This is a genomic window from Dehalococcoidales bacterium (genome assembly GCA_035529395.1).
Taxonomy (GTDB): Bacteria; Chloroflexota; Dehalococcoidia; order Dehalococcoidales; family Fen-1064; genus DUES01.
Genome location: DATKWT010000135.1, coordinates 1 through 22,772, shown reverse-complemented (window position 1 = coordinate 22,772; position 22,772 = coordinate 1). Strand labels below are relative to the sequence as shown.

Sequence of the window (22,772 nt, the reverse complement as noted above, 5' to 3'; positions counted from 1 at the left end):
GGTAACGTTCAGCCCCCGGATATTCAGGGCACGCATGCCTCCGATGGCCTCGCCCAGTTCTTCGCTACGGACCCTGAAAGCCGTATAGACGTAGTCCAGGCCGGTCTCGCGGAAGGCGGCATTGTGCATCACCGGCGACATAGTGTGCTCTATCGGGTCGCCGATAACGCCGCAGAGTTTCGTCTTACCGGATATTCCTGCGTTACTCATTCCGCCACCATGTCGTAGATTGCTCGCAGCTCGCCAACGGTTACCTGCCCTGGGGCTGATTCCTTGCCCTCGGCCAGGGACGCGTAGGTGAAATCGCCGCCAACCAGGGGACAGAGAACACGGCTGGTAGTGCCCAGAGGGCCCATGGCAAAGGCAACCACTCCGGTCTCGGGGAACTCGGGGATGAGCCTTAGAACACTGGCATTATCCTCGAAGCTGCGAGCGGTGGTAACCATCTTGCAGATATCGGCCCCGGCCTTTATCTGCTGTTGCACTATCTGCTTCATAGCATCAAAGGAGGGAGTTTTATCCAGGTTATGGCAGGAGAGCAGGCACTTCTTGCGCCGCTTGATGAGCTTCACGATGTTAGCCAGGTTCTTTGTCCTCAACTCAATATCGACCATCTCCGCGCCAAGTTCTATTGCCTGGAGGAGTCTTTCGATTCTCCTGGCCTCGTTATCCTGCCATAGACCGCCCTCGGCAGCGCTCCGGTTGCAGGCTATCCAGGGTTTGGTAAGCTGCCGGGCAACCTCCTGCCAGTCGTCGCCAATAAGGTCGATGCGGACCTCGAACAGGTCGACCCGGGATTCGACCCGTCGCACTGCTTTGAGGTCGGTATTCGTGATAGAGGCGCAGATTCTGGGTGTCTTCATTGCCGTCCTGCCAGGGCTTCCTCCACCAGGGAAGGGCTGATTTCGTCGGTGACGAACACGTCCCCGATATCACGGAGCAGGGCAAACCGTATCCTACCACCGACAATCTTCTTGTCGTGCTGCATTGCATCGATTAGCTGCCTGACTTCAACGTGTGGGACTTCTGTCGGCAGACCGGCCCTCTCGATAAGCCTGCTCAGCCTGGTAATAGCCGCACTGTCCAGGAAACCCATCCGGTTCGAGATTCTGGCGGCAGCCAGCATCCCGATGGCAACCGCAGTGCCGTGCTTGATTCGGAAGTCGGAAACAGTTTCAATGGCGTGCCCTATCGTGTGGCCGTAGTTGAGGATGTTGCGCAGTCCCAGGTCCCGCTCGTCTTGCTCAACCACGTCGGCCTTGATTTGTGCGGAACGGGCAACGATTGCCTCCAGTGTCCCGTCATCAAGGTTCAGTATCCGGTCCAGGTTATCCTCCAGGTAGGTGAAGAATTCCGCGTCTCTTATTGCGGCGTGCTTGATGACCTCGGCAAGGCCGTCACTGACCAATTTGCGGGGCAAGCTCTTCAGCGTGGAGGTATCCGAGACCGTCAATCTCGGTTGATAGAAAGCTCCAATCTTGTTCTTCAGCCGGCCGTGGTCTACGCCGGTCTTGCCGCCAATACTGCTATCGGCCTGGGCGAGAAGGGTCGTCGGCAGGTGCACCAGGGGCACACCACGCAGGTAGGTGGCGGCGACAAACCCGGCCACGTCCCCGATGACACCACCACCCAGGGCCAATATGGGCGTCATCCTCTCCGCGAAGGAGCCGGTCAGTTCCTGGTAGAGCCTGCCGGCGGTCTCCAGGGATTTCTCATCCTCTCCCTCCGGACCTGCCAGTACAGTCACATTGAAGCCGGCCGCAGACAGGCTATGTACCAGCGTATCGCCGTACAATCTCCTGACTGTAGAGTCGGTGATGATTGCCAGCCTGTCCCCGAAGCCGAGCTCCTTCAGCCAGTCCCCGGTCCTGGCGAGTAGTCCGGGGCCGATGTGGATGTCGTAACCGGTGGTTTCCAGCCTTACCCTGACCGTTCTCATCCCACGTCACCTAGTCCCGGTTCTTACTGTGTTTGACCGCTTCGTGCACCCCGCGGCAGGCAATGATGACTTCCTCAAGCTCATCGGGCGTTATCTGCTGCTGGCCGTCAACCAGAGCCTCCACCGGGTTATAGTGTACCTCAATTATCAGCCCGCATGCACCTGCAGCAATGCTGGCGCAGCTAAGGTCGAAAATAAGGTCGCGCCGTCCGGCCGCATGACTGGGGTCGACCATTATCGGCAGGTAGGTCTCCCTGCGTATGACCGGTACCGCGGTCACGTCAAGGGTGTATCTGGAGTAGCTCTTGCCTTTGCCCAGGGGCAATATTCCCCTTTCACACAGTATGATATCCTTGTTTTCCTCGGCCACCATGTACTCGGTAAAGGAGAGAAACTCTTCGATACCGGCCCCGAAGTGTCTCTTGTAAAGGATGGGTTTCTGCTTCCGTGCGACCTTGGTAATCAGGTCCTGGTCGTACATGTTCCTGGCCCCTATCTGTATCAGGTCCACGTACTCCGCAATCAGGTCGACCTGTCCTTCGCCACGGATTTCAGTCACCACGGGCATCCCGAAGGTATCCCCGGCTTCACGCAGCCATCCCAAGGCCTGCTGTGCACCTTCTTCACCGCTGGCACCGAGCCCCTGGAAGGAGTGCACCGAGCTCCGCGGCTTGAAGATACCGCCTCTGAGTATGTGAGCCCCGGCTTTCTTCACACCCTCGGCAATCCGGAAGAGCTGCTCCTTACTCTCTACAGCGCAGGGCCCGGCGATGAATACCGGTTCACTCCCCCCGATTTCGACGTCACCCACCTTGACGACCCGGTTCTCGATATCCGGCCCGGACATACCGGCGTACTCACGGCTGATTAGCTTGTAGGGTGTTTCCACCATGAATGCCTCCTTTACTCCGGGTAGAACGGCAAAGTGGGAAAACGGTATCTTACTCTCGTCTCCCACCAGCCCGATTACGGTCCTGTAGGCCCCCCTGGAGACATCCGCCCTGAGCCCGTACTTCTTGATTTCTTCTACTACGTTGGCGACCTCTTCTTTGGTGGCTTCGCTCTTCATGATAATCATCGGTATCCTCCACTGCCGGCGTTGCTGTTTATAGTCCTAAAAGAAAAGAACCCTCTGCTTGAGAGGGTTCTTTTAAGCTTTCCTGCGGTCCGGGCCTATCGCATTACACGTCCGGCCGTACCAACACCTCCCAAGCGCACCCGGTGCGCACTGGAAATGCATAGTACCAATAATACAGTCCTTGAGAGGTGATAGTGTCTTGCATATCCGGACTGTATCACACGAGAGCCTGCCCTGTCAATATGCCTGCAGACCCTGGCCGAGAGGCCGCCGGTGGTACTATCCAGTGAGTGCGCAATTGCACTGCGAGCTTGCGGCTGGTATAATCAAGTGTTATGCCTTTCGTCTCCGGCCAGGGCGGGGGGTTTTCTTTTCATGCATGGAGAATCCTGATAATGGTACCTGACAGGAAAACGAAATCAGGCGTAGACGAAGCGCTGGACATGATGCGCCATTCGACCGCTCACATGATGGCGGAGGCGGTCCAGTCCATGTTCCCCGAGGCCAAGTTCGGCATCGGGCCGACCATCGAAGACGGCTTTTACTACGATTTTGACCTGCCGCGGACGCTGACTCCGGAAGACCTGCCGGTTATCGAGGCCAGGATTAAGGACATCGTGGCTGCTGATGAGGTCTTTACAATGGAGGAGGTCACCAAAGAGAGTGCGCGGGAGCTGTTTGCCGACCAGCCGTACAAGCTGGAGCTTATCGACGAGTTGCCGGAAGAGAAGGTTACCGTGTACCGGCAGGGTTCGTTCACCGATATGTGCCGCGGGCCCCATGTCGCTTCGAGCGGGAAGGTCGGTGCTTTCAAGCTGACCGGTATTGCCGGTGCCTACTGGCGGGGCAGCGAGAGGAACCCTATGCTGCAGCGCATCTACGGCACCGCCTGGCCGACGGCTGGAGAGCTTGAAGAGCACCTGAAGCACCTTGAGGAGCTTGAGACGCGCGACCACCGTCGTCTGAACCGGCAGCTCAATCTCTACATCTCGCCGGAGGAAGTGGGTGGCGGCCTGATTATCTATGGCCCCAAGGCTGGCAGGATTCGCACCCTGGTGGAGGACTTCTGGCGGAAAGAGCACTACGCCAACGGCTATGAGCTTCTCTACACGCCGCACATTGGCCGGAGTACGCTGTGGGAGACGAGCGGTCACCTGGATTTCTACCGGGAGAACATGTACTCCCCGATGGATATCGAAGGGCAGGAGTACTACCTGAAGCCGATGAACTGCCCGTTCCACATACTGTTCTACAAGTCCCAGATGCACTCTTACCGTGACCTTCCTCTGCGTTGGGCGGAGCTGGGCACGGTCTACCGGTACGAGAAAAGCGGGGTCCTGCTGGGGTTGCTGCGCACCCGCGGGTTCACCCAGGACGATGCCCACATTATCTGCACACCGGAGCAGGTCGAAGACGAGATAGACGAGGTGCTGCGCTTCTCGCTCCACATGTGGCAGTCCTTCGGCTTCGAGGACTACAAGATATACATCGCCACGCGTCCGGACAAAGCGATAGGCACCGAGGAGCAGTGGCAGCGGGCCTCGGAGGCCCTGAGCAAGGTTGTTGAGGGCATGCAGTTGCCCTATGAGATCGATAAGGGCGGTGGCGCATTCTACGGCCCCAAGATTGACATCAAGATAAAGGACGCCCTCGGGCGGGAATGGCAGATGACGACTATCCAGTTCGACTTCAATCTGCCGGAGCGCTTCGATATGGTCTATACCGGACCGGACGGACAGGAACATCGACCATATATGGTCCATCGGGCACTGCTCGGGGCCTGGTGCCGTTTCTTCGGGCTTCTCATCGAGCACTATGCCGGTGCTTTTCCGGTGTGGCTGGCCCCACTTCAGGCAATAATCATCCCCGTGGCGGACCGTCATCTGGACTACGCCCGCAAGCTGGAGACCGAACTCAGGAGAGAGGATATCCGGGCCGATGTCGACGCCAGGTCGGAGAGGATGAATCTCAAGATACGACAGGCACAGCTCGACAAGGTGCCCTGTATGCTGGTGGTCGGCGATAAAGAGCTGGAGAGCTCGACAGTTTCGATTCGTCTGCGGACGGGTGAGCAACTGCAGGGACAGTCTATTGACGCTTTCAAAGAGGGCATTAGGAAGGCTATTAGCGAGCGGGCCAGGGAATACCCCTTGCTTGAATCATAGGCGGCAGTGTATTATAGAGTGTGTTGCTAGTACAGTACGTTTAAGAGGGGTGAGCTAGAACATAGTAAAGAAACTGCGCATCAACGAGCAGATCAGGGTTACCGAGGTTCGTCTCGTAGGGGAAAAGGGTGAACAGTTGGGCATCATGCCCCTGGCCCAGGCACGGGAGACGGCACGGAAGCAGAGCCTCGACCTGGTAGAAGTAGCGCCCACGGCAGCTCCGCCAGTCTGTCGGCTTCTTGATTACGGGAAGTACAAGTACGAACAGGCCAAGCGCGAGCGTGGGGACAGGCGAAGTCAGAAGATTTCACTCCTCAGGGAAGTACGGTTACGGCCTAAGATTGGGGACCACGACTTTAATGCCAAGGCCAGGACGGCTCGGAAGCTGCTGACCGAAGGCGATAAACTAAAGGTAACAATAATGTTTCGGGGCAGGGAGGTTACCCATCCTGAGCTTGGCTGGAAGCTACTGCAACGGATGGCCAAGGATTTGGAGGATGTTTCTGTGATGGAGAGGCAGCCATCGATGGAGGGGAGGCGGATGAACATCATCCTGACACCATCCAGTGCCCAGAAGAGTAAAGCAAAGGAATCACAGTATGCCAAAACTGAAAACACATAAAGGCGCTAAGAGTCGCTTCCATATTACTGGTACTGGAAAAATGATGCGGGCGAAAGGCGGGAAAAGTCACCTGCGGCGACGCAAGCCGAAACGGGTGCGGCGTCTCTATGACGAGACAATCCCGGTGAGTCCCAGTGACAAACCCCGGATAAGGAGACTCCTGCCCTACGGAGTGAAGTAGTCTCCTCTCTGCGGGGAACCAGGAAACGGAAGAGATTGTACCGGAGCGAAGCAGGAGGGGCGTTTTGCCACGAGTAAAGAGAGGGGTTACCACGCATCGCCGGCATAAGAGATTGCTTGCCCTGACCAAGGGGCACCGGGGAACCAAGCATTCCCTTATTCGCCGTGCTAATGAATCAATGCTTAAGTCATTGAGCTACGCCTATGCCCACCGCCGCGAGCGAAAGGGTGACATGAGGCGTCTCTGGATATCTCGCGTCAACGCCGCCAGCAGGGCCGAAGGCCTTACCTACGGCCAGTTCATTCATGGTCTGAAGAAAGCCGGTGTTGAGATTAACCGCAAGATGATGGCCGACATGGCCGTAAGGGAACCGGAGTCGTTTAGCAGCCTGGTCACCATAGCCAGGCAGCAGGTCCAGGGCTAAGATAAAGTAGAGTGCTTAGAAGCTTGCCGAATCCCCTTCCTTGCTGCCAGGGAAGGGGATTTGCTATTAGGTGGGGGGTTCGGCAGGACGAGACCTCGCTCGTGAACCGTTGATGGCGGGCTTTCTTGACCGTCTCTCGACGGATAACCTATAATCCAGATGTAGTCTGGACATAATATAGACGCAGTCCAGACGTAGTGTGAGTGACAGATGCGGGAACAACTGGAACAACTGGCCGAGAATGCCCGGCGTGAGCTGGAAGCCATCGACAGTGCCACGGACATGGAATCGTGGCGCGTTCGTTATCTGGGCAGAAAAAGTGGCCTGACCGGTATCCTGCGTGGACTGGCCGGGCTTCCCCTGGAGGAGCGGAAGGCCATCGGTGCACGGGCCAACGAGATTAAGTCCGTCCTCGGCGAGCACTTCGCCCGAAAGGCCGAAGCACTGAAGCAGGAAGCATCCCGGGCATCACTCAGAGTGGATGATACCCTGCTGGCCCGTGGCGACGTTACGCTGCCGGGCCGGCCTGTGCCGATGGGTCGACTGCACCCCATTACGCAGACACTGAACGAGGTCAGTGACATCTTCGCTGCTATGGGGTTCGACGTGGTTGAGGGGCCGGAGGTGGAGTGGGACTACTACAACTTTGAGGCACTCAATATCCCCGAGGAACACCCATCGCGGGATGATATGTCCACCTTCTGGGTGGACAGTTCGGCGTCTGACCGTAGCTGGAAGGCGTTGCTGCGTACTCATACCACCTCGGTATCAGCCCGGATTGCTGAGGAGATGGAGCCCCCGATAAGGACCATCCAGATGGGTAAGGTCTATCGCTATGAGGCCAGTGATGCTACCCACGGCACAATGTTCTACCAGCTCGATGGCCTGGCGGTGGACAGAGACATCACCATGGCCGACCTCAAAGGCACGCTCTACGAGTTCTCCCGCCGTTACTTCGGTGAAGACCGGCGGGTGCGTTTCCGGTGCGACTTCTTCCCCTTTGTCGAACCGGGTGTCGAGATGGCCATTGAGTGTGCTGTGTGTCATGGCAAGGGTTGCCGATTCTGCCGAAATGAAGGCTGGCTTGAAATACTCGGTGCCGGTATGACCCACCCCAGGGTACTTGAGCGAGGCGGTATTGATCCGGATGTCTATACCAGCTTTGCATTTGGCATGGGTCTGGAGCGCCTGCCGATGCTGCGTTACGGGATTGATAATATTCGTTTGTTCTATAATAACGACCTCAGGTTCTTGAGGCAGTTCTGACGATGAAGATATCACTAAACTGGATAAAGCAATACGTCGATATCAGCCTGCCACCGAAGGAAGTGGCCGACCGGCTGACGATGGCCGGCAGCGAGGTCAAGGGCCTCCAGGTTATCGGGGAGAGCTGGGATAGCATCGTTGTTGGCCGGATAACGGCGGTCAATCCCCACCCCAATGCCGACCGCCTTACGCTGGTTACTATCGACCACGGTAGCGGTGAAGAGACGGTTGTCTGCGGAGCGCCGAATGTTGCCGTCGGGGTCAAGGTGGCCTTTGCGCCGGTCGGTGCCCGGCTTATTGACCCGCATACCGGGGAACCAGCCAAGCTGAAGCGGGCCAAGATACGCGGTGTGGTTTCCAGTGGCATGGCCTGCTCCGAGAAGGAACTGGGCATCTCCGAGGAGCACGAAGGTATCCTTATTCTGCCGGAAGAGGTGGAAGTGGGCAGGCCACTGGCTGACTACCTCGGCGATGTTATTCTCAACATGGACATAACCCCCAACCGGCCGGACTGCCTGGCAATAGTCGGCATAGCGCGGGAGGTTGCCGCCCTGACAGGGCAGAGCGTGCACTTGCCGGATGCAGGCTATAAGGAAACGGATACTTCGATTGAGAGCAAGGTGTCCGTGGAGATTAAGGATCCTGACCTGTGTCCAAGGTACTGCGCCAGCCTGATAACCGGGGTGAAGCCGGGCGAGTCGCCGCGGTGGCTGCAGGAGAGGCTCATCTCGTACGGTATGCGCCCGATAAGCAATATCGTCGATGTCACCAACTTCGTCATGCTGGAGTACGGACAGCCTCTGCATGCCTTTGACTACGAAGAGATTACGGGCGGGGAGATTATTGTCCGCCGTGCCGGTGAGGGAGAGGTGATTGTCAGCCTGGACGGGGAAGAACGGACCCTTTCCAGCGATATGCTGGTAATCGCGGATAAGGAGAGAGCGGTAGCGGTCGCCGGCGTGATGGGCGGTGCCAACAGCGAGGTAAGCCAGTTCACCACTACTATACTCCTCGAAGCGGCCAGCTTCAATCCGAGAAGTATCCACTACACCGGGCGGATACTGGGAATGCCCAGTGAAGCCTGTATGCGGTTTGAGCGCGGCATCAGTCCCGAGCTGGCCATGCCGGCGCTGAAGAGAGCAACGCAGCTTATTGCCGAGCTGGGCGGTGGCCAGGTTGCCAGCGGCGTTATCGATGTCTACCCGGGTAAGGCTGAGCCGGAGCCAGTGGTAGTCTCTACCGACGGTGTTAAGCGGGTCCTGGGGGTCGGGTTCAGCAGGAAGCAGATAGAAGATACACTGATTTCGCTGGGTTTCGAGTGTCGGCCCGGGACTTCGGAGTCAGAGGTTGTTGCCGTTGCCCCTTACTGGCGGAGCGATATTCGGCTACCGGTGGACCTCGTTGAGGAGGTAGCGCGCATCATCGGGTATGATGAGATTCCGACAACTATGCTCAACGAGCCGATACCACCTCACAACCCGGAATCTATTATCATGTTCAAGCGCAGGTTGAGCCAGCACCTCGTTGGCTACGGCTTTCAGGAGATAGTGTCCCATCCCTGGGCCAGCCAGGAATCCTTGCGTAAGCTCCAGCCGCAGCTTGCGCTGCGGGCGCAGTACGAACTGCGGGCGCAGTCACAGATACCGGAATCAGACTTACTCCGGCTGGTCAATCCAATGACCATCGACCAGACGTACCTTCGCCCCAATCTGCGGGGTAACGTCGTGGCTGCTCTGGCGGCCAACCGGGGGCATATAGAAGATGGCATCCGGCTCTATGAGTTGGGCAGGGTATTCCGGCCGCGCCCCAATGACCTGCCTGAAGAGACCGAAATGCTGTGCGGCGTGCTCAGCGGCCCCCGGCATACTTCATCCTGGCTCGGGGGTACCGAGCCGGTGGACTTTTTTGATGCCAAGGGAGTAGTGGAGGGCCTGCTGGCTCAACTGGGTGTAGCTGCCAGTTTCGAAGAGGGGACCGACGAGAGCCTGCACCCGACGAACCAGGCCGCCATTATCAGCAATGGCACGAGGCTTGGTGTTATCGGACAGTTACATCCTGCGGTGCAGGATGCCTTTGAAGTCCCCGAGACAACTTTCCTGTTCGAGGTCAGTCTGCCGGCACTCCTGCCCCTTACCCTCGCTGGAAAGATGTTCGAGCCGATATCACGCTTCCCGGCAGTTGTCCGCGACATGGCACTGGTAGTAGATGCCGACACTACCCATCAAAAGGTTGTCGATATCATCGGTGACTTTCCTCTGGTGAAGGATGTGGCCCTGTTTGATGTCTATTCCGGCGAGCAGGTGCCGTCGGGAAAGAAGTCGCTTGCCTATCGCATCAGCTACCGGTCACCGGACCATACCCTCACCGACGACGAGGTCAGTAGGGTCCAGCAGAGTATCCTCAACAGACTCTCTGGTGAGCTGGGGGCTGTTCTACGCGGGTAGAATACCCCATTTCGCCCGGAATCTCCCTGACATCTGCCTTGACAGCTCTTCTATGTGTACTGTATAATCAGTATGTACTGATAAATCAGAATTATCTAAGTACCTCGTGAGGTGAATAGCGTGGAACCAATGGGACAGGATGACTGCTCGTGCGCTCCAAAGGCTGACACATGCTGCCGGGTTGAGGCACTGGTCAGTATCGATGAGAGGGGCCAGATGGTGCTGCCCAAAGAACTCAGGGAGAAGGCCGGTTTTCGCCCCGGCGCAAAGCTGGCTGTTACTGCCTGGGAGAAGGACGGCACCATCTGCTGCATCACGCTTACCAGGGTAGAAGAGCTGACGGATATGGTCAAGGCCGCAATAGGGCCGGTGATGAGGGATATACTTTAGACACACGGAGAGGGGAGGTTTGAAATGAACAACGATGAAATCAGACAGGCGGTAAGGGAAACATATGCCAGGATAGCCCGGGAGCGCGGGGGCACTGAGGTTACTGACCCGAACGCGGGAAGCTGCTGCGGACCGCAGCAGGCTGCCGGTGATGCCTGTTGCTGCGCATCGCAAGATATGGACTCAGCTCAGAGTTGCTGTGCCCCCCAACAGGAAGTCAGCACCCGGAGTATGCGTGCTCAGCAGAGCGGTGCCAGTTGTTGCGGTCCGGCCGATGCGGCGGCTATGGCAGTCGGGTACTCTGCAGAAGAGCTTCAATCGATTCCGGAAAGCGCCGGAATGGGTCTCGGTTGCGGGAATCCCACCGCCCTGGCTTCGCTGAGTGAGGGTGAGGTCGTCGTAGACCTGGGCGCCGGCGGTGGTATCGACTGTTTCCTCGCCGCCCATGCCGTCGGTAAGTATGGAAAGGTAATTGGCGTCGACATGACGCCGGATATGGTCTCCGCAGCGAGGGCGAACGCACAGAGGGGTGGCTACGAGAACGTGGATTTCCGCCTGGGCGAAATCGAGCACCTTCCTGTGGCCGACGATTCTGCTGATGTGGTCATCTCCAACTGTGTCATCAACCTGTCCCCGGACAAGCCCCAGGTCTTTCGGGAGGCGTTCCGGACTCTCAGGCCGGGTGGCCGCGTAATGGTATCGGATATAGTCCTGTGCGGGGAATTACCGGACGTTATCAAGAACTCACTTACTGCGTATACTGGTTGTATTTCCGGGGCGCTACCGGTAGAGGAGTACCTGGCAGCGATTACGGCTGCGGGATTCAGTGATGCCGAGGTGGTCTCGGAGACCGCCGTCGGTTCCGGCGAGCTTGAGGGTGTTGTTGCCAGTGTGAATGTCCGTGCCGTGAAGCCGGGCTGATGAACTGGACAGACGCAGTCTGCAGTCTGGATACATAGATAACGGAACAGGTCTCGCAGAGATATATCGAGTCGGTGCCTTCTGAGAGGGGCACCGACTCTTTTGTTGAAACGTCCGCTAGGGCTGGTGGCGGAGGTCGACCGGCTGGAACCGGCCTGCCTTGAGCTCGGTGATGAGGTCCTCCACGCTGGAGATATCCCGCTCGAAGGAGGTCGCTCCGGATGGTATGTCCGATATCTGGTGAGCGTCGCTACCGCCAGTGGCCTTCAGCTTCAAACGACAACAAAGTTCCCGGGAAAAACGGCTCTGCCTTTCCGTGGCGCGGCCATTGTGCGTTTCAATAGTATCAACGTACTTGAAGACTGAGTTGTGGCTGTACCTCTCTACCGAAGTCTCAACGTCCTCACCGTAGTACATGTTCCGCCGGTAGGGGTGGGCCAGAATCATGACACCACCGACGTCGTCCAGGACCTGTTTCAGAAACCCGGTACGGTGCATGCCAAAGATATACTTCTCCAGTCCGAACACCAGGAGGTGGCCGTCGTTGGTGTTCATCTCCACACCGGGCAGGATGAGGAAGTCATGCTCCTGCCTCAGTTTTTCGATGGTCTCCATCTTCCAGAACCAGTCGTGGTCGGTGATGCAGATGCCATCCAGACCGGTCTTCCTGGCCTTTGTTATCAGTTCGTGAGTGTCAATGAAGCTGTCATCGGAACCGACCCTGGTGTGAGTGTGAAGGTCAATAATCAACTGGTCTTGATTCCTTCAGCAATGAGTTCTTTCAGTCTGGCAGTCACTTCTTCCAGCGGCGCAAGTCCGGTCTCTCTCTCAGTGCGACGCTTTATCTCGGCACTGCCCTTCTCCAGGGTCCGGGGGCTGACAGTAACGCGGAGAGGAATGCCCAGGAGGTCGGCATCGTTGAACTTCACTCCCGGAGACTCCGTTCGGTCGTCAAGGAGGACTTCTATGCCCTCTGCTTCAAGCTCGGTATAGAGTTTCTCGACAACCTCGGAGACCTCGGTGTTGTCACGGTAGAGAGGACAGAGGTAGACCTGGTAAGGCGCAATCGGCATGGGCCAGATAATGCCCTTCTCGTCATGGTTCTGCTCGATGGCGGCGGCCAGGAGTCTGCCGAGTCCGATGCCATAGCATCCCATGACTATCGGGTGGGATACGCCGTCAGCATCAGCGTACAGGGCACCCAGTTTCTCACTGTGCGCGGTGCCCACCTTGAAGATGTGACCGACCTCTATACCGCGCGTCGATTCCAGTTTACGGCCACACTTCGGGCAGGTATCACCGGCGCGGGCCAGAGCGATATCGGCGACAACATCCGCAGAGAAGTCACGCCCGTAGTTTACATTCTTGAGATGGGTATCAGGCTTGTTAGCGCCGCCAACCAGGTTGGCTGCCGCCGGTATTGAGTCGTCAGAGACAATGCGGATGCCGCTGATACCCACCGGTGAGGCTGAGCCGGGGATAATACCGGCTTCGATAACCTCCGCCTCCGTGGCCATACGAAGCTCGTAGCAGTGCAGGGCATTCTGAAGCTTGATTTCATTCACATCAAGGTCACCCCGGATAACGACGAAGATAAATTCACCATCGGCAACGTAGAAGACCGCCTTGAGAGTGTGATTTTGCGGAACACCGAGGAAACCGGACACCTGTTCGATGCTGGTCATGCCGGGTGTGGCCACCTCTTCCAGCGGGAGTGGTTCACCGCCATCTATCGTGCCTTTTGCTATCTCCGCCTTTTCCGCGTTAGCTGCGTAACCGCAGCCCGGGCAGTAGATGTTCTCATTTTCGCCGCTCTCGGCGAGTAGCATGAACTCGTGGGAATCCTTGCCACCGATGGCCCCGCTATCCGCTTCGACGAGCATGGTGGGTAGACCGCAACGGTTGAAGATATTCTTGTAGGCCCGGAGCATCTTCCGGTAGCTTTCTTCCAGCCCCTCTTCGTCAACATCGAAGCTGTAGAGGTCCTTCATGGTGAACTCGCGGACCCTTATCAGGCCGCCCCTGGGACGGGGCTCGTCACGGAACTTGGTCTGGATCTGGTACAGGAGCAGCGGCAGGTCACGGTAGCTCTGGACGTGGTGGCTTACCAGTTGGGTGATGACCTCTTCGTGGGTTGGTCCCAGGGCCAGTGACCGTTCCCTGCGGTCGGACAGTGTAAAGAGTGATTTGCCAAACGCCTGGTCTCGTCCGGACTCCTGCCATAGTTCCAGGGGCTGGAGAACGGGTAGCGTCAACTCCTGCCCGCCGGCGATGTTCATCTCGTCGCGGATGATATCCTCTATCTTCCTCAGCGCCCGCCAGGCGAAGGGCAGGTAGGAATAGACGCCGGCAGCCACCTGGCTTATCATTCCGGCCCTGAGCAGGAGCTGGTGGCTGATAGTGTCAGCCTCGGCAGGTATCTCTCGCTGTGTTTTCCCGAAGAGTTTTGATATGCGCATATCACTGTCTGTCAGGTGGGCACTCGGAAACCTAGTATATTAAACCACACCGGGTCTGCTAATGCCAGTTGTGCAGTGGCGCGTACATCATTGTCCGATGCAGGTTTGGTATGGTGAGGAAGCTTCGGCTGCAGGATATTCTTTACCGGGGTGACAGGCACATCAGGGTTAGCTGTGTCAGGTATAAAGTGGTACAATCTTCTAAGACAGGTCAACACCGGTCGGGAAGGACTGGAGAAAACCTGACCGCATGAAGATTCGTGATATAATCAAGTGAGCAGATATCTGGTCATATTCGAGAAGGCAGATGGGAACTATTCGGCGTATTCTCCAGATGTGCCGGGATGCATCGCTACCGGAACGACCCGTCAGGAGACGGAAGAGAACATCAGGGAAGCTATCAGGTTTCATATCGAAGGGCTCCGCGAGGATGGGCTACCGTTCCCCGAGCCCCTATCATCCACTGAATACGTAGAGGTATAGACCATGCTCAAAGGCAGAGTCCACAAGTACGGGGCAAATGTTGACACCGATGCCATCATTCCGGCACGCTACCTGAACGTCTCCGAGCCGGACGAACTGGCCAGGCACTGCATGAAGGACATTGATACGGAGTTCATCGACAGGGTGAGACCGGGTGACGTCATCGTGGCGACGACCAACTTCGGCTGCGGGTCCTCGCGTGAACATGCCCCGCTGGCAATCAAGGCCTCGGGTGTCTCCTGCGTCATCGCCGGGAGCTTTGCCCGTATCTTCTTCCGCAATGCCATCAACATCGGTCTGCCGCTCCTGGAATGTAACGAAGCCGTGGAAGGCACCGAGGCCGGTGACGAACTGGAAGTGGAGCTTGCCAGTGGCACAATCAGGAACCTGACCAGAGGAACGGAGTTTACCGCGAAGCCCTACCCGGAGTTCATGAGCGAGCTTATCGCCGCCGGCGGGCTGATTGAGCATACCAGGCAAAGACTGTTAAACAGGAGGCCCTGATGGCACAATTCAATCTCGCAGTCCTGCCCGGCGACGGTATCGGGCCCGAAGTCACCGACGAGGGAGTCAAGGTACTCAAGGCGGTTGGAGAAAGGTTCGACCATAGCTTCAACCTCTGGTACGACCTCATCGGTGGCGCCGCCATTGATAAAAGTGGTGAGGCCCTGACCGCGGACACCCTCAAGATGTGCAAGCGGTGTGATGCCGTTCTCCTCGGTGCTGTCGGTGGCCCCAAGTGGGACGACCCGCAGGCAAAGGTGCGCCCCGAGGACGGTCTGCTGGCGCTGCGCAAGGGACTGGGACTGTTCGCTAACCTGCGGCCGGTGAAGGTATTCCCGATGCTGGTTGATTCCACCAACCTGAAGCCGGACGTCATCAGGGGCGTGGACTTCATCTTCATCCGCGAGCTTACCGGCGGCCTTTACTTTGGCCGACCGAAGAAACGGTACCGGACCTCCCGCGGTCGCAGGGCGGTGGATTCCATGGTCTACTCCGAACAGGAAATCGAGCGCATCGTAAGAGTGGGCTTCGAGCTGGCAAGGTCCCGCGGCAAACGCCTGATATCGGTGGACAAGGCTAACGTGCTGGAATCGTCCCGCCTGTGGAGACAGGTAACCGAGGAGGTGGCGGAAGGATACCCGGACATCGAATTAGAGCACATGCTGGTGGATTCCTGCGCCATGCGTCTCATCCAGAACCCCGGCTACCTGGACGTCCTGGTTACGGAAAATACCTTCGGTGATATCCTCACCGACGAAGCTTCGATGCTAGCCGGCTCAATGGGAATGCTGCCCTCGGCCAGCCTGGCCGGTGTACCCCGGGAGGGAGTCAGGATATTCGGCATGTACGAGCCGATTCACGGCAGCGCGCCTCGTCGCGCCGGACTCGACATGGCCAATCCCTGTGCCCTGGTTCTCAGCGTGGCGATGATGCTACGCTATTCCTTCGGACTGCCGGAGGAAGCCGGAGCAGTCGAGAAGGCAGTCGACCGCGTGCTGGAGGCAGGCTACCGCACCTACGACATCGTCAGCGAAGGCCGGACGAAGGTCGGCACCAGTGAGATGGGCAACCGGATTGTGGAGAGGATAGGAGGGTAGGGTTTGTCGCTTAAGCTCTATGACACAACACTCCGCGACGGCTCGCAGAAGGAGGGCGTCTCCTTCTCGGTCGTCGACAAGCTGAGGATTGCCCAGAAGCTTGACGAACTTGGTATCCACTACATCGAGGGAGGCTGGCCCGGCTCCAACCCCAAGGACGCCGAGTTCTTCGAGAAGGCACAGACCCTGAAGCTGTCCGTTGCCCGGATTGCCGTCTTCGGGAGCACCCGGCGGCCGAAAACGCGGGCGGAGACGGATGGTAACCTCATTGCCCTGACAGAATCGGGGGCAGAGATAGCCACAATCGTCGGTAAGTGCTCAGACCAGCAGGTTACCCAGGTGCTGGAAACCAGCCTTGAGGAGAACCTGAGCATGATTGCCGAATCAATACAGTACCTAAAGGAACGGGGTCTGAGCGTCTTCTTTGACGCCGAGCACTTCTTTGATGGCTTCAAGAGTGACCCGGACTACGCCCTCCATTGCCTGTCGGTGGCCGCCGAGGCCGGGGCAAGCTGCCTGGTACTCTGTGATACCAATGGCGGTGCTCTACCCGAAGAGATAGCGCGGGCGGTAGAGGCCTCGGTGAAATCAACAAACGTGGAAACAGGCATCCACACCCACAATGATGGCGGTCTGGCACTGGCCAATACTCTGGCGGCAGTCAAAGCCGGGGCAACCCATGTCCAGGGTACTATCAATGGCTACGGCGAGCGCTGTGGAAACGCCAATCTGTGCACCATCATCCCCACCCTCAAACTCAAGATGGGCGTTGACTGCGTCACCGATGCCCAGTTGGCCCGCCTGACCGAGGTCTCCCACCTTGTCAGTGAGGCCGCCAATCTCATGCCGGACGCTTCACTGCCGTACGTCGGTCTGAGCGCCTTCAGCCACAAAGGCGGGATTCATGTTTCCGGTGTCACCAAGTGGGCGGACGCTTACCAGCACATTGACCCTTCTGTGGTCGGAAACCGGTTGAGGGTGGTCGTTTCCGAGCTATCCGGCAAGGGCAACATCATCTATAAAGCAAGGGAGCGCGGGCTGGACATGCCCCTCCAGGGCGCTGAGGTACAGAAACTGCTGGAACAGGTCAAGCTGCTGGAGAGCCGCGGTTTCCAGTACGATAACGCCGAGGCCTCCTTTGAGTTGCTGGTACATCGCGCCCGGCCCGACTATCAGCCGCCGTTTGAACTGGTCGACTTCATGGTGCTCGTGGAGAAGAGGCGGCGCACACCCACCGGGGAAGGCCCTGAGGAGACGCTTGCCGAGGCGATGGTTAAAGTGAGGGTCGGCCCTGACATCATGCACACCGTTGCCGAAGGTAACGGCCCGGTCAATGCCCTGGACCAGGCGCTGCGCAAGGCCCTGCTCCAGTTCTACCCCGCCCTCTCCGCCATCAAGCTGGTCGACTACAAAGTCCGCATCCTCGAAGAGAGCACCGGTACCGAGTCGCAGGTGCGCGTCCTCATCGAGTCCAGTGACGGCACCGACGACTGGCGAACGGTGGGCAGTTCCGTCAATATCATCGAAGCCAGCTGGCTGGCACTGGCCGACAGCCTGGAGTACTGGCTGGTGAAGCACGGACAGTTGGACAATACCGTATCTCCGGAATAAACCGTCCACAACAAGGCTCCCGCACCTTGACACCAGGTACTCGTTTCATTAGAATTGAAGTAAATGTACCTCATTTGTACGTATATGTATGTGCACTACCTGTTACCATAATTGAGGAGAGGAGGTCGGGCAAATGAAGTCGTTAATAGCCGTAATTTCCCTTGTAATTTTATTGTCCTTTCCCCTGTTGGGGTGCCAGACAGCAATCGTGGAAACCATAACAAGTCCTCCCTCTGTAGAAGAAATAGTCGAAAACGCGGTCGATTACCTCACAAATATAACGACCCTCGAATTTGATGTGGACTTGACGGTGGACATAGCCGGCGAAGAGAATGGAGAAACTGTTGAAGCATCGATGGTATCGAAAATAACCGGTGCGGTTAACGTTATCAGCAAGGATGGAAAGGTGGAGATGAGTGTCACCATAGATTCTCCCGGTGAAGCCACAATCGAAGCGGACATGGATATGTACTTCGTCGATGATACTATGTACACGTTGATGGAGATACCGACACTGGGCAATATCTCAATGTGGGTCAAATCTGATATCCCCCCGGAAATGCATGGACAGATGACGCAGGTTGAGGACCAGGTAGACCTGCTGAGACTTTCTGAAGTCAAGCTTATTGGAACTGAGACAGTAGCAGGAAAAGTCTGCTACGTACTCGAGCTGGTTCCGAACCCTGATGCACTCTGGGAATTCGTGTCTCAGAAGATGGCTGCAACCGGGGTGCCAGTACCCACCCTCGAAGAAGAAACTATCATCCGTGATATAGCACGTAATTACTCCGCAAAGCAGTGGATTACCATTGATAACTTCCTTCTCTGCAAGGCAGCAATGGATATGGAGATGACGATTTCGGACACCACTATGGATATCACTATGACTCTCGTAATCAGTGACTACAACCAGCCGGTCTCCATCGAGCTGCCTCCAGAAGCCGAGAATGCCATTGAAGTAGACGCGGACGAGCTTCCCTGGTAACCCCCTAACCGGCCGGCGTACCGACTATCCGCCCCGGAGTAGTTCCTCAATCTCCGGCACTTGACTGGCGTAGTGCTCGACAGGCACTTCCTCACCGGCCACGCTGATGGCCCGGTGCCCTGCAGGTGATAGCACCACCACGCCGAGGACATCCCTGGAGCCAGAGCCGATGATGCCACGACTGCCCTTCCGGCAATGTGCCACCGTCCGCAGAATCGGCAGCAGAGTCACCTGCCCAACGGTAATGCGCTCGCCGGCGCTTATTTCCTCTTTTTCCACCGTGATACCACCATCAACCTGATAACGCGCAGACCCGGGGGAGAAAGGACAAAACGGACGGCATTTGCCGCCACCTGTGCCGGATAGACCCTCACACTTCCCTTCAGGTCCGCCTCGAAGACAGGCCCTTCGAAAGCAGGCTCCATCCGGAACCGGACGGCGCTGGAGAAGCCGCGAAAGGCAAAAACAGGCCAGCAAAGGCCGTACATCAGGCCGGTGTCTGCCGGGTCCGGCAGGCCCAACCGGAGGCTGGCATCCAGCTCCCGAACGTGGAGGCTGCGGAATATCCGTCTGAACAGACGGACTACCCCGGCCACCAGTCCCCTGGTCCTGAGCACCGGGATGAGAAGAGCCAGGTCGGGCTTCTTCTTGGCTCTTTTGACCTCCCCGGCCTTCTTCACCTTCGGCAGGCGTCTCTTCCTGCCGGGCAGCAGCTCCTTCCCCACCAGCCCGAAGAACCAGCCCACCCTCAACCGCCCGCCGCCTCTCTGGTACGTCGCGACGTCAAACGCCAGGTCGACCGGTATGGAGAACAGCAGGATGACCAGCAGAACAATGCCCGCAATAATGTACAGGGCAAGCACTCTTTACCGCCTAATCTTCTTTCTTCTCCCGGCGCTTCTCCATCATCCTGGCGATACCATCGGCTACGGCCTCGACCACAGCAGCCGATGCCCCCCTGATAGGCTCAATCTTCACACCATCTGCATTGACGACGATGATGCCGAGGGGTTTGACTCCTCCTCCGCCGCCGGTACCGGTACCGCTACCCTCAGTCTTATCCTTACCTCCGCCGGAACCACCGCCACCACCGAAGCCGAATCCCACACTAACCAGCGGTATGATGGTGTTGCCTTCGATGGTCATTGGCTCACCAACCACCGCCTTGGTCGAAAGGATTCGCTCGATTTCGCCGAGAGTTGTTTTTACCAGTTGCTCCACGTCTGCCATTTCTTGGTTACCTCCTTTTTTACTAACCCTTGATGACACCTATCGGTATTGTCCTCACTATCTTGCGGGAAATGCCCGCCCTCTGGGTCACGTCAACTACTTCGTCCACGTCCTTATAGGCCTCGGGGGCCTCCTCGGCCAGGCCGCCCATGCTGCCTGCCCTGACTGTTATTCCCCTGGCAGCCAGTGACCTGGCGACATCGGCACCCCGCTGGCTCCGCTTGGCCGCCGACCGACTCTGTGCTCTGCCCGCACCGTGACAGGTGGAGCCAAAGGTCATCTTCATGGCGGTCTCGGTACCCACGGCAATGTAAGAGCCGCGACCCATGTCGCCGGGAATCAGTACCGGTTGCCCTATCTCCCGGCAAGCCTGAGGAACATCCGGGTGTCCGGGCGGGAAGGCACGGGTAGCACCCTTGCGGTGGACGCAGACGGTGAGTTTCTCCCCATCCACGGTGTGCTCTTCTATCTTGGCGATATTGTGGGCCACGTCGTAGACCTGCGCCAGTCCCAGTTCCCGGCGGCTCTTGCCGAAGACCTTGACCAGGGACTCCCTGACCCAGTGGGCGATGCACTGCCGGTTAGTCCAGGCGTAGTTGGCGGCACAGGCCATGGCCTCCAGGTAGGCTTGCCCCTCCGGCGACTGAATCGGTGCGCAGGCAAGCTGGCGGTCGGGGAGGTTGATGGCATACTTCCTCACCGCATTCCCCAGCGTGGCGACGTAGTCCGTGCAGACCTGGTGTCCCAAGCCCCGAGAACCGCAGTGCACCATGACAACCACCTGGTCCACCTCCTCGATACCCATCGACCGGGCAGCATCGCGGTCATATATCTCGCTCACCCGCTCCACTTCGAGGAAATGGTTGCCTGAGCCCAGAGTCCCCAGTTGTGGTATCCCGCGCTGTTTGGCTTTGTTGCTGACCTTCTCCGGATTGGCCCCCCTGATGCAGCCGGACTCCTCGGTGGCGTCGATGTCCGCCGGCTCACCATAGCCCTTTTCCACTGCCCAGAGGCTGCCCTTAACCATGACCTCGTCCAGTTCCTTCTCGCTTACACGCAGCCTGCCCTTAGAGCCCAGTCCGGAAGGCACGTTGGTATAGAGCTCGGCAGTCAACGACTCTATCTTCGGACTTACCTCTTCCGCGGTAAGACTCGTTGTCAGGAGCCTGACGCCGCAGTTGATGTCAAACCCTACCCCGCCCGGTGACACGACGCCGTCGGATACCCTGGTAGCCGCCACTCCACCGATGGGAAAGCCGTAACCCCAGTGGACGTCCGGCATGGCCAGAGAATGCCCGACGATACCGGGGAGGAAGGCCACGTTGGCCACCTGCTGGAAGACCTGTTCCTGGAGGATGTGGTCAAGCATGGACTCGCTGGCAAAGACCCGGCCGGACACTCTCATGCCCTCTTTGTAGCTTGTGGGTATCTCCCAGCAGTAGTCGTCGAGCCGGTTCAGCGTCTCTCGCCACATCATCTTCACCTCCGTGTGCCCGGCTATATGTCAAACAATACCTGGACGCGGCTGCCGTTGCTGCTGTCGACCTCGAGCATGTGGTAGGTGGCAGCCTTGACCCCCACCTTCAGTATGTGACGGGAAATGTCAGCGACCTCGCCATAGGCTCTGGCTTTGAGTCGGGTAGTGCTGAGATTAGTGATGTCGAACCGCTTGAAGAGCATGCCCTCAGCATCGAACAGGAAGATAAGCTCATTCAGCCACGCTACGAGCAGGCTTTCCCGGTCAGGCGCGGTTACCTCGATATCGCGGTACTCTGTCTCGTTAATACCGTCGGGTTCGGTAATCAGGCTGAAGAGGGCCCGGCCGGCATTGGCAAACGCCTCAGCAATGCCGGCACCGTAGGCCACAATGCCCACATCGGCGGTATGCTCCATGAGCTCGAAGTCCTTCACCATCTGCCCCCACCCGCACGGCCGCTCTACAGTAATTATACCATCAGCAATGCCAAATACAAATTGTGCGGGGTGCAGTACTTAAAGTATCCTGTTGCGGGGATACATCATGGCTCCGGCGCATGGCAAACGGGGTATCGGTTGCACGCTTCAAGACTCCTGGCAAAGTGATAATAAAATTTCGGGAAACAAATCACAGCTAACAGGCTCGATTTGTTTTTCAGGTTATGTCAAGGAATTCGCACCTGCTGGCACGTGAGGGGACAGGAGGCCAGGAGGAGTGTTGCCGTTCTCTTCCAATTACTACCACTGGACAAACATCGGGATGTTTGATTGTCTTGCACTATAATTCTTCCGTTAAAAAAGAGTACGTAAGCATTTTGCCAGCTTCTGCAATTTAAAGATTTTTTAACCACTTATTTTGGGGTGACTCCTCAAATTCGTGATTATCTGGATGATAAAAAGACAGAGCATGACGAGCCCCCATGGTAAATGGGTTTTCCACGGCATTACCACAAATCCGTAATTCATCGCATAGTATAAAGCCAAATAGGGTATTACCCATTTCCAATTCTTCTTCCAGTTCTCTCGAAAATTGATTTTCAAAACGTAATCAAACAGCCATTCTAGAGCTAAGAATGCTAAGAAAATCCCTAGGAAGATACTATATTGTACTGCCTTCTGCTCCTGAAAGACCAAGAAAATACCATAAACGGCTGGAATCGCCAAGAGCAAATACAACCACCCGATTCGCTCTAAGAGAGCGAATCGATTCTTTCTAATGAGAAAGATGAAAATCAAGAAGGTACTATTCACAATTCCCAGGGCAAAGAAGAATGGTTCCAGCATAGTATGTCACCTCCTTGGATTGCTAGCTTTCAACAGGAGTTCGTTTTCCGGGTATCTGTTATTATACTTAACGACCATCGGGATGTTTGATTGTCTTGTACTATAACCAAACTTCCCGGAAAGAGTCAGTAAGTATTGTTCCCCGGCAGGAACCATTAACAATGAATTATACACTACGAGCTATGAGCCCTTTCCCTCCACTAACAGGGTGAT

General features: G+C 57.1%; 25 protein-coding genes. 13 read left to right on the top strand and 12 right to left on the bottom strand.

The annotated features are described in order from the left end of the window. The 4 genes from VMW13_08760 to aroF all read right to left on the bottom strand — a co-directional run. A partial coding sequence (locus VMW13_08760; GenBank protein HUV44905.1) for a shikimate dehydrogenase occupies positions 1-210 on the bottom strand: 210 nt, incomplete at its 3' end. Beyond that, positions 207-863, bottom strand: a complete 657-nt coding sequence (gene aroD, locus VMW13_08755; protein HUV44904.1) for a type I 3-dehydroquinate dehydratase — start codon at positions 861-863, stop codon at positions 207-209. The genes VMW13_08760 and aroD, both read right to left, overlap by 4 nt. After that, complete coding sequence (aroB, locus tag VMW13_08750; protein HUV44903.1) at positions 860-1,939, bottom strand: 3-dehydroquinate synthase; 1,080 nt, start codon at positions 1,937-1,939, stop codon at positions 860-862. The genes aroD and aroB overlap by 4 nt, the downstream gene beginning before the upstream one ends. A gap of 10 nt (positions 1,940-1,949) precedes the next feature. Further along, the gene (aroF, locus tag VMW13_08745) at positions 1,950-3,017 is read right to left on the bottom strand and encodes a 3-deoxy-7-phosphoheptulonate synthase (GenBank protein ID HUV44902.1); all 1,068 of its coding nucleotides are present in this window, start codon (positions 3,015-3,017) and stop codon (positions 1,950-1,952) included. Positions 3,018-3,412: 395 nt separating this feature from the next. Here aroF and thrS point away from each other — a divergent pair, with 395 nt between their 5' ends. From thrS to arsM, 8 genes are all read left to right on the top strand, one after another. Beyond that, positions 3,413-5,182 carry a threonine--tRNA ligase gene (gene thrS, locus VMW13_08740; protein HUV44901.1) on the top strand — a complete coding sequence of 590 codons (1,770 nt, stop codon included), beginning with the start codon at positions 3,413-3,415 and terminating at the stop codon, positions 5,180-5,182. A 61-nt stretch (positions 5,183-5,243) separates the two neighbouring features. Continuing rightward, positions 5,244-5,804 (top strand): translation initiation factor IF-3, encoded by a 561-nt coding sequence (infC, locus tag VMW13_08735; protein ID HUV44900.1) that lies wholly within the window; start codon positions 5,244-5,246, stop codon positions 5,802-5,804. Continuing rightward, positions 5,782-5,985: a 50S ribosomal protein L35 gene (rpmI, locus tag VMW13_08730; protein ID HUV44899.1), complete on the top strand. Its 204-nt coding sequence runs from the start codon at positions 5,782-5,784 to the stop codon at positions 5,983-5,985. The genes infC and rpmI overlap by 23 nt, the downstream gene beginning before the upstream one ends. Before the next feature lie 64 nt (positions 5,986-6,049). Beyond that, complete coding sequence (gene rplT / locus VMW13_08725) at positions 6,050-6,409, top strand: 50S ribosomal protein L20 (GenBank protein ID HUV44898.1); 360 nt, start codon at positions 6,050-6,052, stop codon at positions 6,407-6,409. Positions 6,410-6,619: 210 nt separating this feature from the next. Beyond that, entirely contained in the window at positions 6,620-7,675 is a 1,056-nt protein-coding gene (gene pheS, locus VMW13_08720) for a phenylalanine--tRNA ligase subunit alpha (GenBank protein ID HUV44897.1), read from the top strand. Between the two features lie 2 nt (positions 7,676-7,677). Next, entirely contained in the window at positions 7,678-10,119 is a 2,442-nt protein-coding gene (gene pheT / locus VMW13_08715; GenBank protein ID HUV44896.1) for a phenylalanine--tRNA ligase subunit beta, read from the top strand. A gap of 129 nt (positions 10,120-10,248) precedes the next feature. Further along, positions 10,249-10,509 (top strand): HgcAB-associated protein, encoded by a 261-nt coding sequence (locus tag VMW13_08710; protein HUV44895.1) that lies wholly within the window; start codon positions 10,249-10,251, stop codon positions 10,507-10,509. Between the two features lie 24 nt (positions 10,510-10,533). After that, a complete protein-coding gene (gene arsM / locus VMW13_08705) occupies positions 10,534-11,430 on the top strand; it encodes an arsenite methyltransferase (protein ID HUV44894.1) in 897 nt (298 codons plus the stop codon). Between the two features lie 117 nt (positions 11,431-11,547). Here arsM and VMW13_08700 read toward each other — a convergent pair whose 3' ends face one another. Then, positions 11,548-12,180 (bottom strand): PHP domain-containing protein, encoded by a 633-nt coding sequence (locus VMW13_08700; GenBank protein HUV44893.1) that lies wholly within the window; start codon positions 12,178-12,180, stop codon positions 11,548-11,550. Then, positions 12,177-13,889 (bottom strand): proline--tRNA ligase, encoded by a 1,713-nt coding sequence (locus tag VMW13_08695; protein ID HUV44892.1) that lies wholly within the window; start codon positions 13,887-13,889, stop codon positions 12,177-12,179. The genes VMW13_08700 and VMW13_08695 overlap by 4 nt, the downstream gene beginning before the upstream one ends. 273 nt (positions 13,890-14,162) lie before the next feature. Here VMW13_08695 and VMW13_08690 point away from each other — a divergent pair, with 273 nt between their 5' ends. The 5 genes from VMW13_08690 to VMW13_08670 all read left to right on the top strand — a co-directional run bounded on the left by VMW13_08690 (position 14,163) and on the right by VMW13_08670 (position 18,569). Then, a complete protein-coding gene (locus VMW13_08690) occupies positions 14,163-14,372 on the top strand; it encodes a type II toxin-antitoxin system HicB family antitoxin (GenBank protein HUV44891.1) in 210 nt (69 codons plus the stop codon). A gap of 3 nt (positions 14,373-14,375) precedes the next feature. After that, on the top strand, positions 14,376-14,876 hold the full coding sequence (locus VMW13_08685) for a 3-isopropylmalate dehydratase small subunit (GenBank protein HUV44890.1): 501 nt from the start codon (positions 14,376-14,378) through the stop codon (positions 14,874-14,876). Next, positions 14,876-15,973 carry a 3-isopropylmalate dehydrogenase gene (gene leuB / locus VMW13_08680; GenBank protein HUV44889.1) on the top strand — a complete coding sequence of 366 codons (1,098 nt, stop codon included), beginning with the start codon at positions 14,876-14,878 and terminating at the stop codon, positions 15,971-15,973. The genes VMW13_08685 and leuB overlap by 1 nt, the downstream gene beginning before the upstream one ends. A gap of 3 nt (positions 15,974-15,976) precedes the next feature. After that, positions 15,977-17,584, top strand: a complete 1,608-nt coding sequence (gene cimA, locus VMW13_08675; protein HUV44888.1) for a citramalate synthase — start codon at positions 15,977-15,979, stop codon at positions 17,582-17,584. 133 nt (positions 17,585-17,717) lie between these two features. Then, complete coding sequence (locus VMW13_08670) at positions 17,718-18,569, top strand: DUF6612 family protein (GenBank protein ID HUV44887.1); 852 nt, start codon at positions 17,718-17,720, stop codon at positions 18,567-18,569. Between the two features lie 24 nt (positions 18,570-18,593). On the opposite strand, the gene VMW13_08665 is transcribed toward VMW13_08670, so the two are convergent. The 6 genes from VMW13_08665 to VMW13_08640 form a co-directional block, all read right to left on the bottom strand. Continuing rightward, positions 18,594-18,848 (bottom strand): hypothetical protein, encoded by a 255-nt coding sequence (locus tag VMW13_08665; protein HUV44886.1) that lies wholly within the window; start codon positions 18,846-18,848, stop codon positions 18,594-18,596. Then, a complete protein-coding gene (locus tag VMW13_08660; protein ID HUV44885.1) occupies positions 18,830-19,432 on the bottom strand; it encodes a DUF2953 domain-containing protein in 603 nt (200 codons plus the stop codon). Before VMW13_08660 ends, VMW13_08665 begins: the two co-directional genes overlap by 19 nt. A gap of 10 nt (positions 19,433-19,442) precedes the next feature. Then, positions 19,443-19,799 (bottom strand): spore germination protein GerW family protein, encoded by a 357-nt coding sequence (locus VMW13_08655; GenBank protein HUV44884.1) that lies wholly within the window; start codon positions 19,797-19,799, stop codon positions 19,443-19,445. 22 nt (positions 19,800-19,821) lie between these two features. Then, the gene (locus tag VMW13_08650) at positions 19,822-21,276 is read right to left on the bottom strand and encodes an RtcB family protein (GenBank protein HUV44883.1); all 1,455 of its coding nucleotides are present in this window, start codon (positions 21,274-21,276) and stop codon (positions 19,822-19,824) included. A 20-nt stretch (positions 21,277-21,296) separates the two neighbouring features. Further along, on the bottom strand, positions 21,297-21,713 hold the full coding sequence (locus VMW13_08645; protein ID HUV44882.1) for an archease: 417 nt from the start codon (positions 21,711-21,713) through the stop codon (positions 21,297-21,299). Between the two features lie 405 nt (positions 21,714-22,118). Beyond that, positions 22,119-22,559 (bottom strand): hypothetical protein, encoded by a 441-nt coding sequence (locus VMW13_08640; GenBank protein ID HUV44881.1) that lies wholly within the window; start codon positions 22,557-22,559, stop codon positions 22,119-22,121. Between the last annotated feature and the right edge of the window lie 213 nt (positions 22,560-22,772).

Excerpts from the sequence above, each read along its gene's own strand:
- aroD (HUV44904.1), bottom strand. The coding sequence starts at position 863 with ATGAAGACACCCAGAATCTGCGCCTCTATCACGAATACCGACCTCAAA.
- aroB (HUV44903.1), bottom strand. The coding sequence starts at position 1,939 with ATGAGAACGGTCAGGGTAAGGCTGGAAACCACCGGTTACGACATCCAC.
- aroF (HUV44902.1), bottom strand. The coding sequence starts at position 3,017 with ATGATTATCATGAAGAGCGAAGCCACCAAAGAAGAGGTCGCCAACGTA.
- thrS (HUV44901.1), top strand. The coding sequence starts at position 3,413 with ATGGTACCTGACAGGAAAACGAAATCAGGCGTAGACGAAGCGCTGGAC.
- rpmI (HUV44899.1), top strand. The coding sequence starts at position 5,782 with ATGCCAAAACTGAAAACACATAAAGGCGCTAAGAGTCGCTTCCATATT.
- pheS (HUV44897.1), top strand. The coding sequence starts at position 6,620 with ATGCGGGAACAACTGGAACAACTGGCCGAGAATGCCCGGCGTGAGCTG.
- pheT (HUV44896.1), top strand. The coding sequence starts at position 7,678 with ATGAAGATATCACTAAACTGGATAAAGCAATACGTCGATATCAGCCTG.
- VMW13_08710 (HUV44895.1), top strand. The coding sequence starts at position 10,249 with ATGGGACAGGATGACTGCTCGTGCGCTCCAAAGGCTGACACATGCTGC.
- arsM (HUV44894.1), top strand. The coding sequence starts at position 10,534 with ATGAACAACGATGAAATCAGACAGGCGGTAAGGGAAACATATGCCAGG.
- VMW13_08695 (HUV44892.1), bottom strand. The coding sequence starts at position 13,889 with ATGCGCATATCAAAACTCTTCGGGAAAACACAGCGAGAGATACCTGCC.
- VMW13_08685 (HUV44890.1), top strand. The coding sequence starts at position 14,376 with ATGCTCAAAGGCAGAGTCCACAAGTACGGGGCAAATGTTGACACCGAT.
- leuB (HUV44889.1), top strand. The coding sequence starts at position 14,876 with ATGGCACAATTCAATCTCGCAGTCCTGCCCGGCGACGGTATCGGGCCC.
- VMW13_08670 (HUV44887.1), top strand. The coding sequence starts at position 17,718 with ATGAAGTCGTTAATAGCCGTAATTTCCCTTGTAATTTTATTGTCCTTT.
- VMW13_08655 (HUV44884.1), bottom strand. The coding sequence starts at position 19,799 with ATGGCAGACGTGGAGCAACTGGTAAAAACAACTCTCGGCGAAATCGAG.
- VMW13_08650 (HUV44883.1), bottom strand. The coding sequence starts at position 21,276 with ATGATGTGGCGAGAGACGCTGAACCGGCTCGACGACTACTGCTGGGAG.
- VMW13_08645 (HUV44882.1), bottom strand. The coding sequence starts at position 21,713 with ATGGTGAAGGACTTCGAGCTCATGGAGCATACCGCCGATGTGGGCATT.
- VMW13_08640 (HUV44881.1), bottom strand. The coding sequence starts at position 22,559 with ATGCTGGAACCATTCTTCTTTGCCCTGGGAATTGTGAATAGTACCTTC.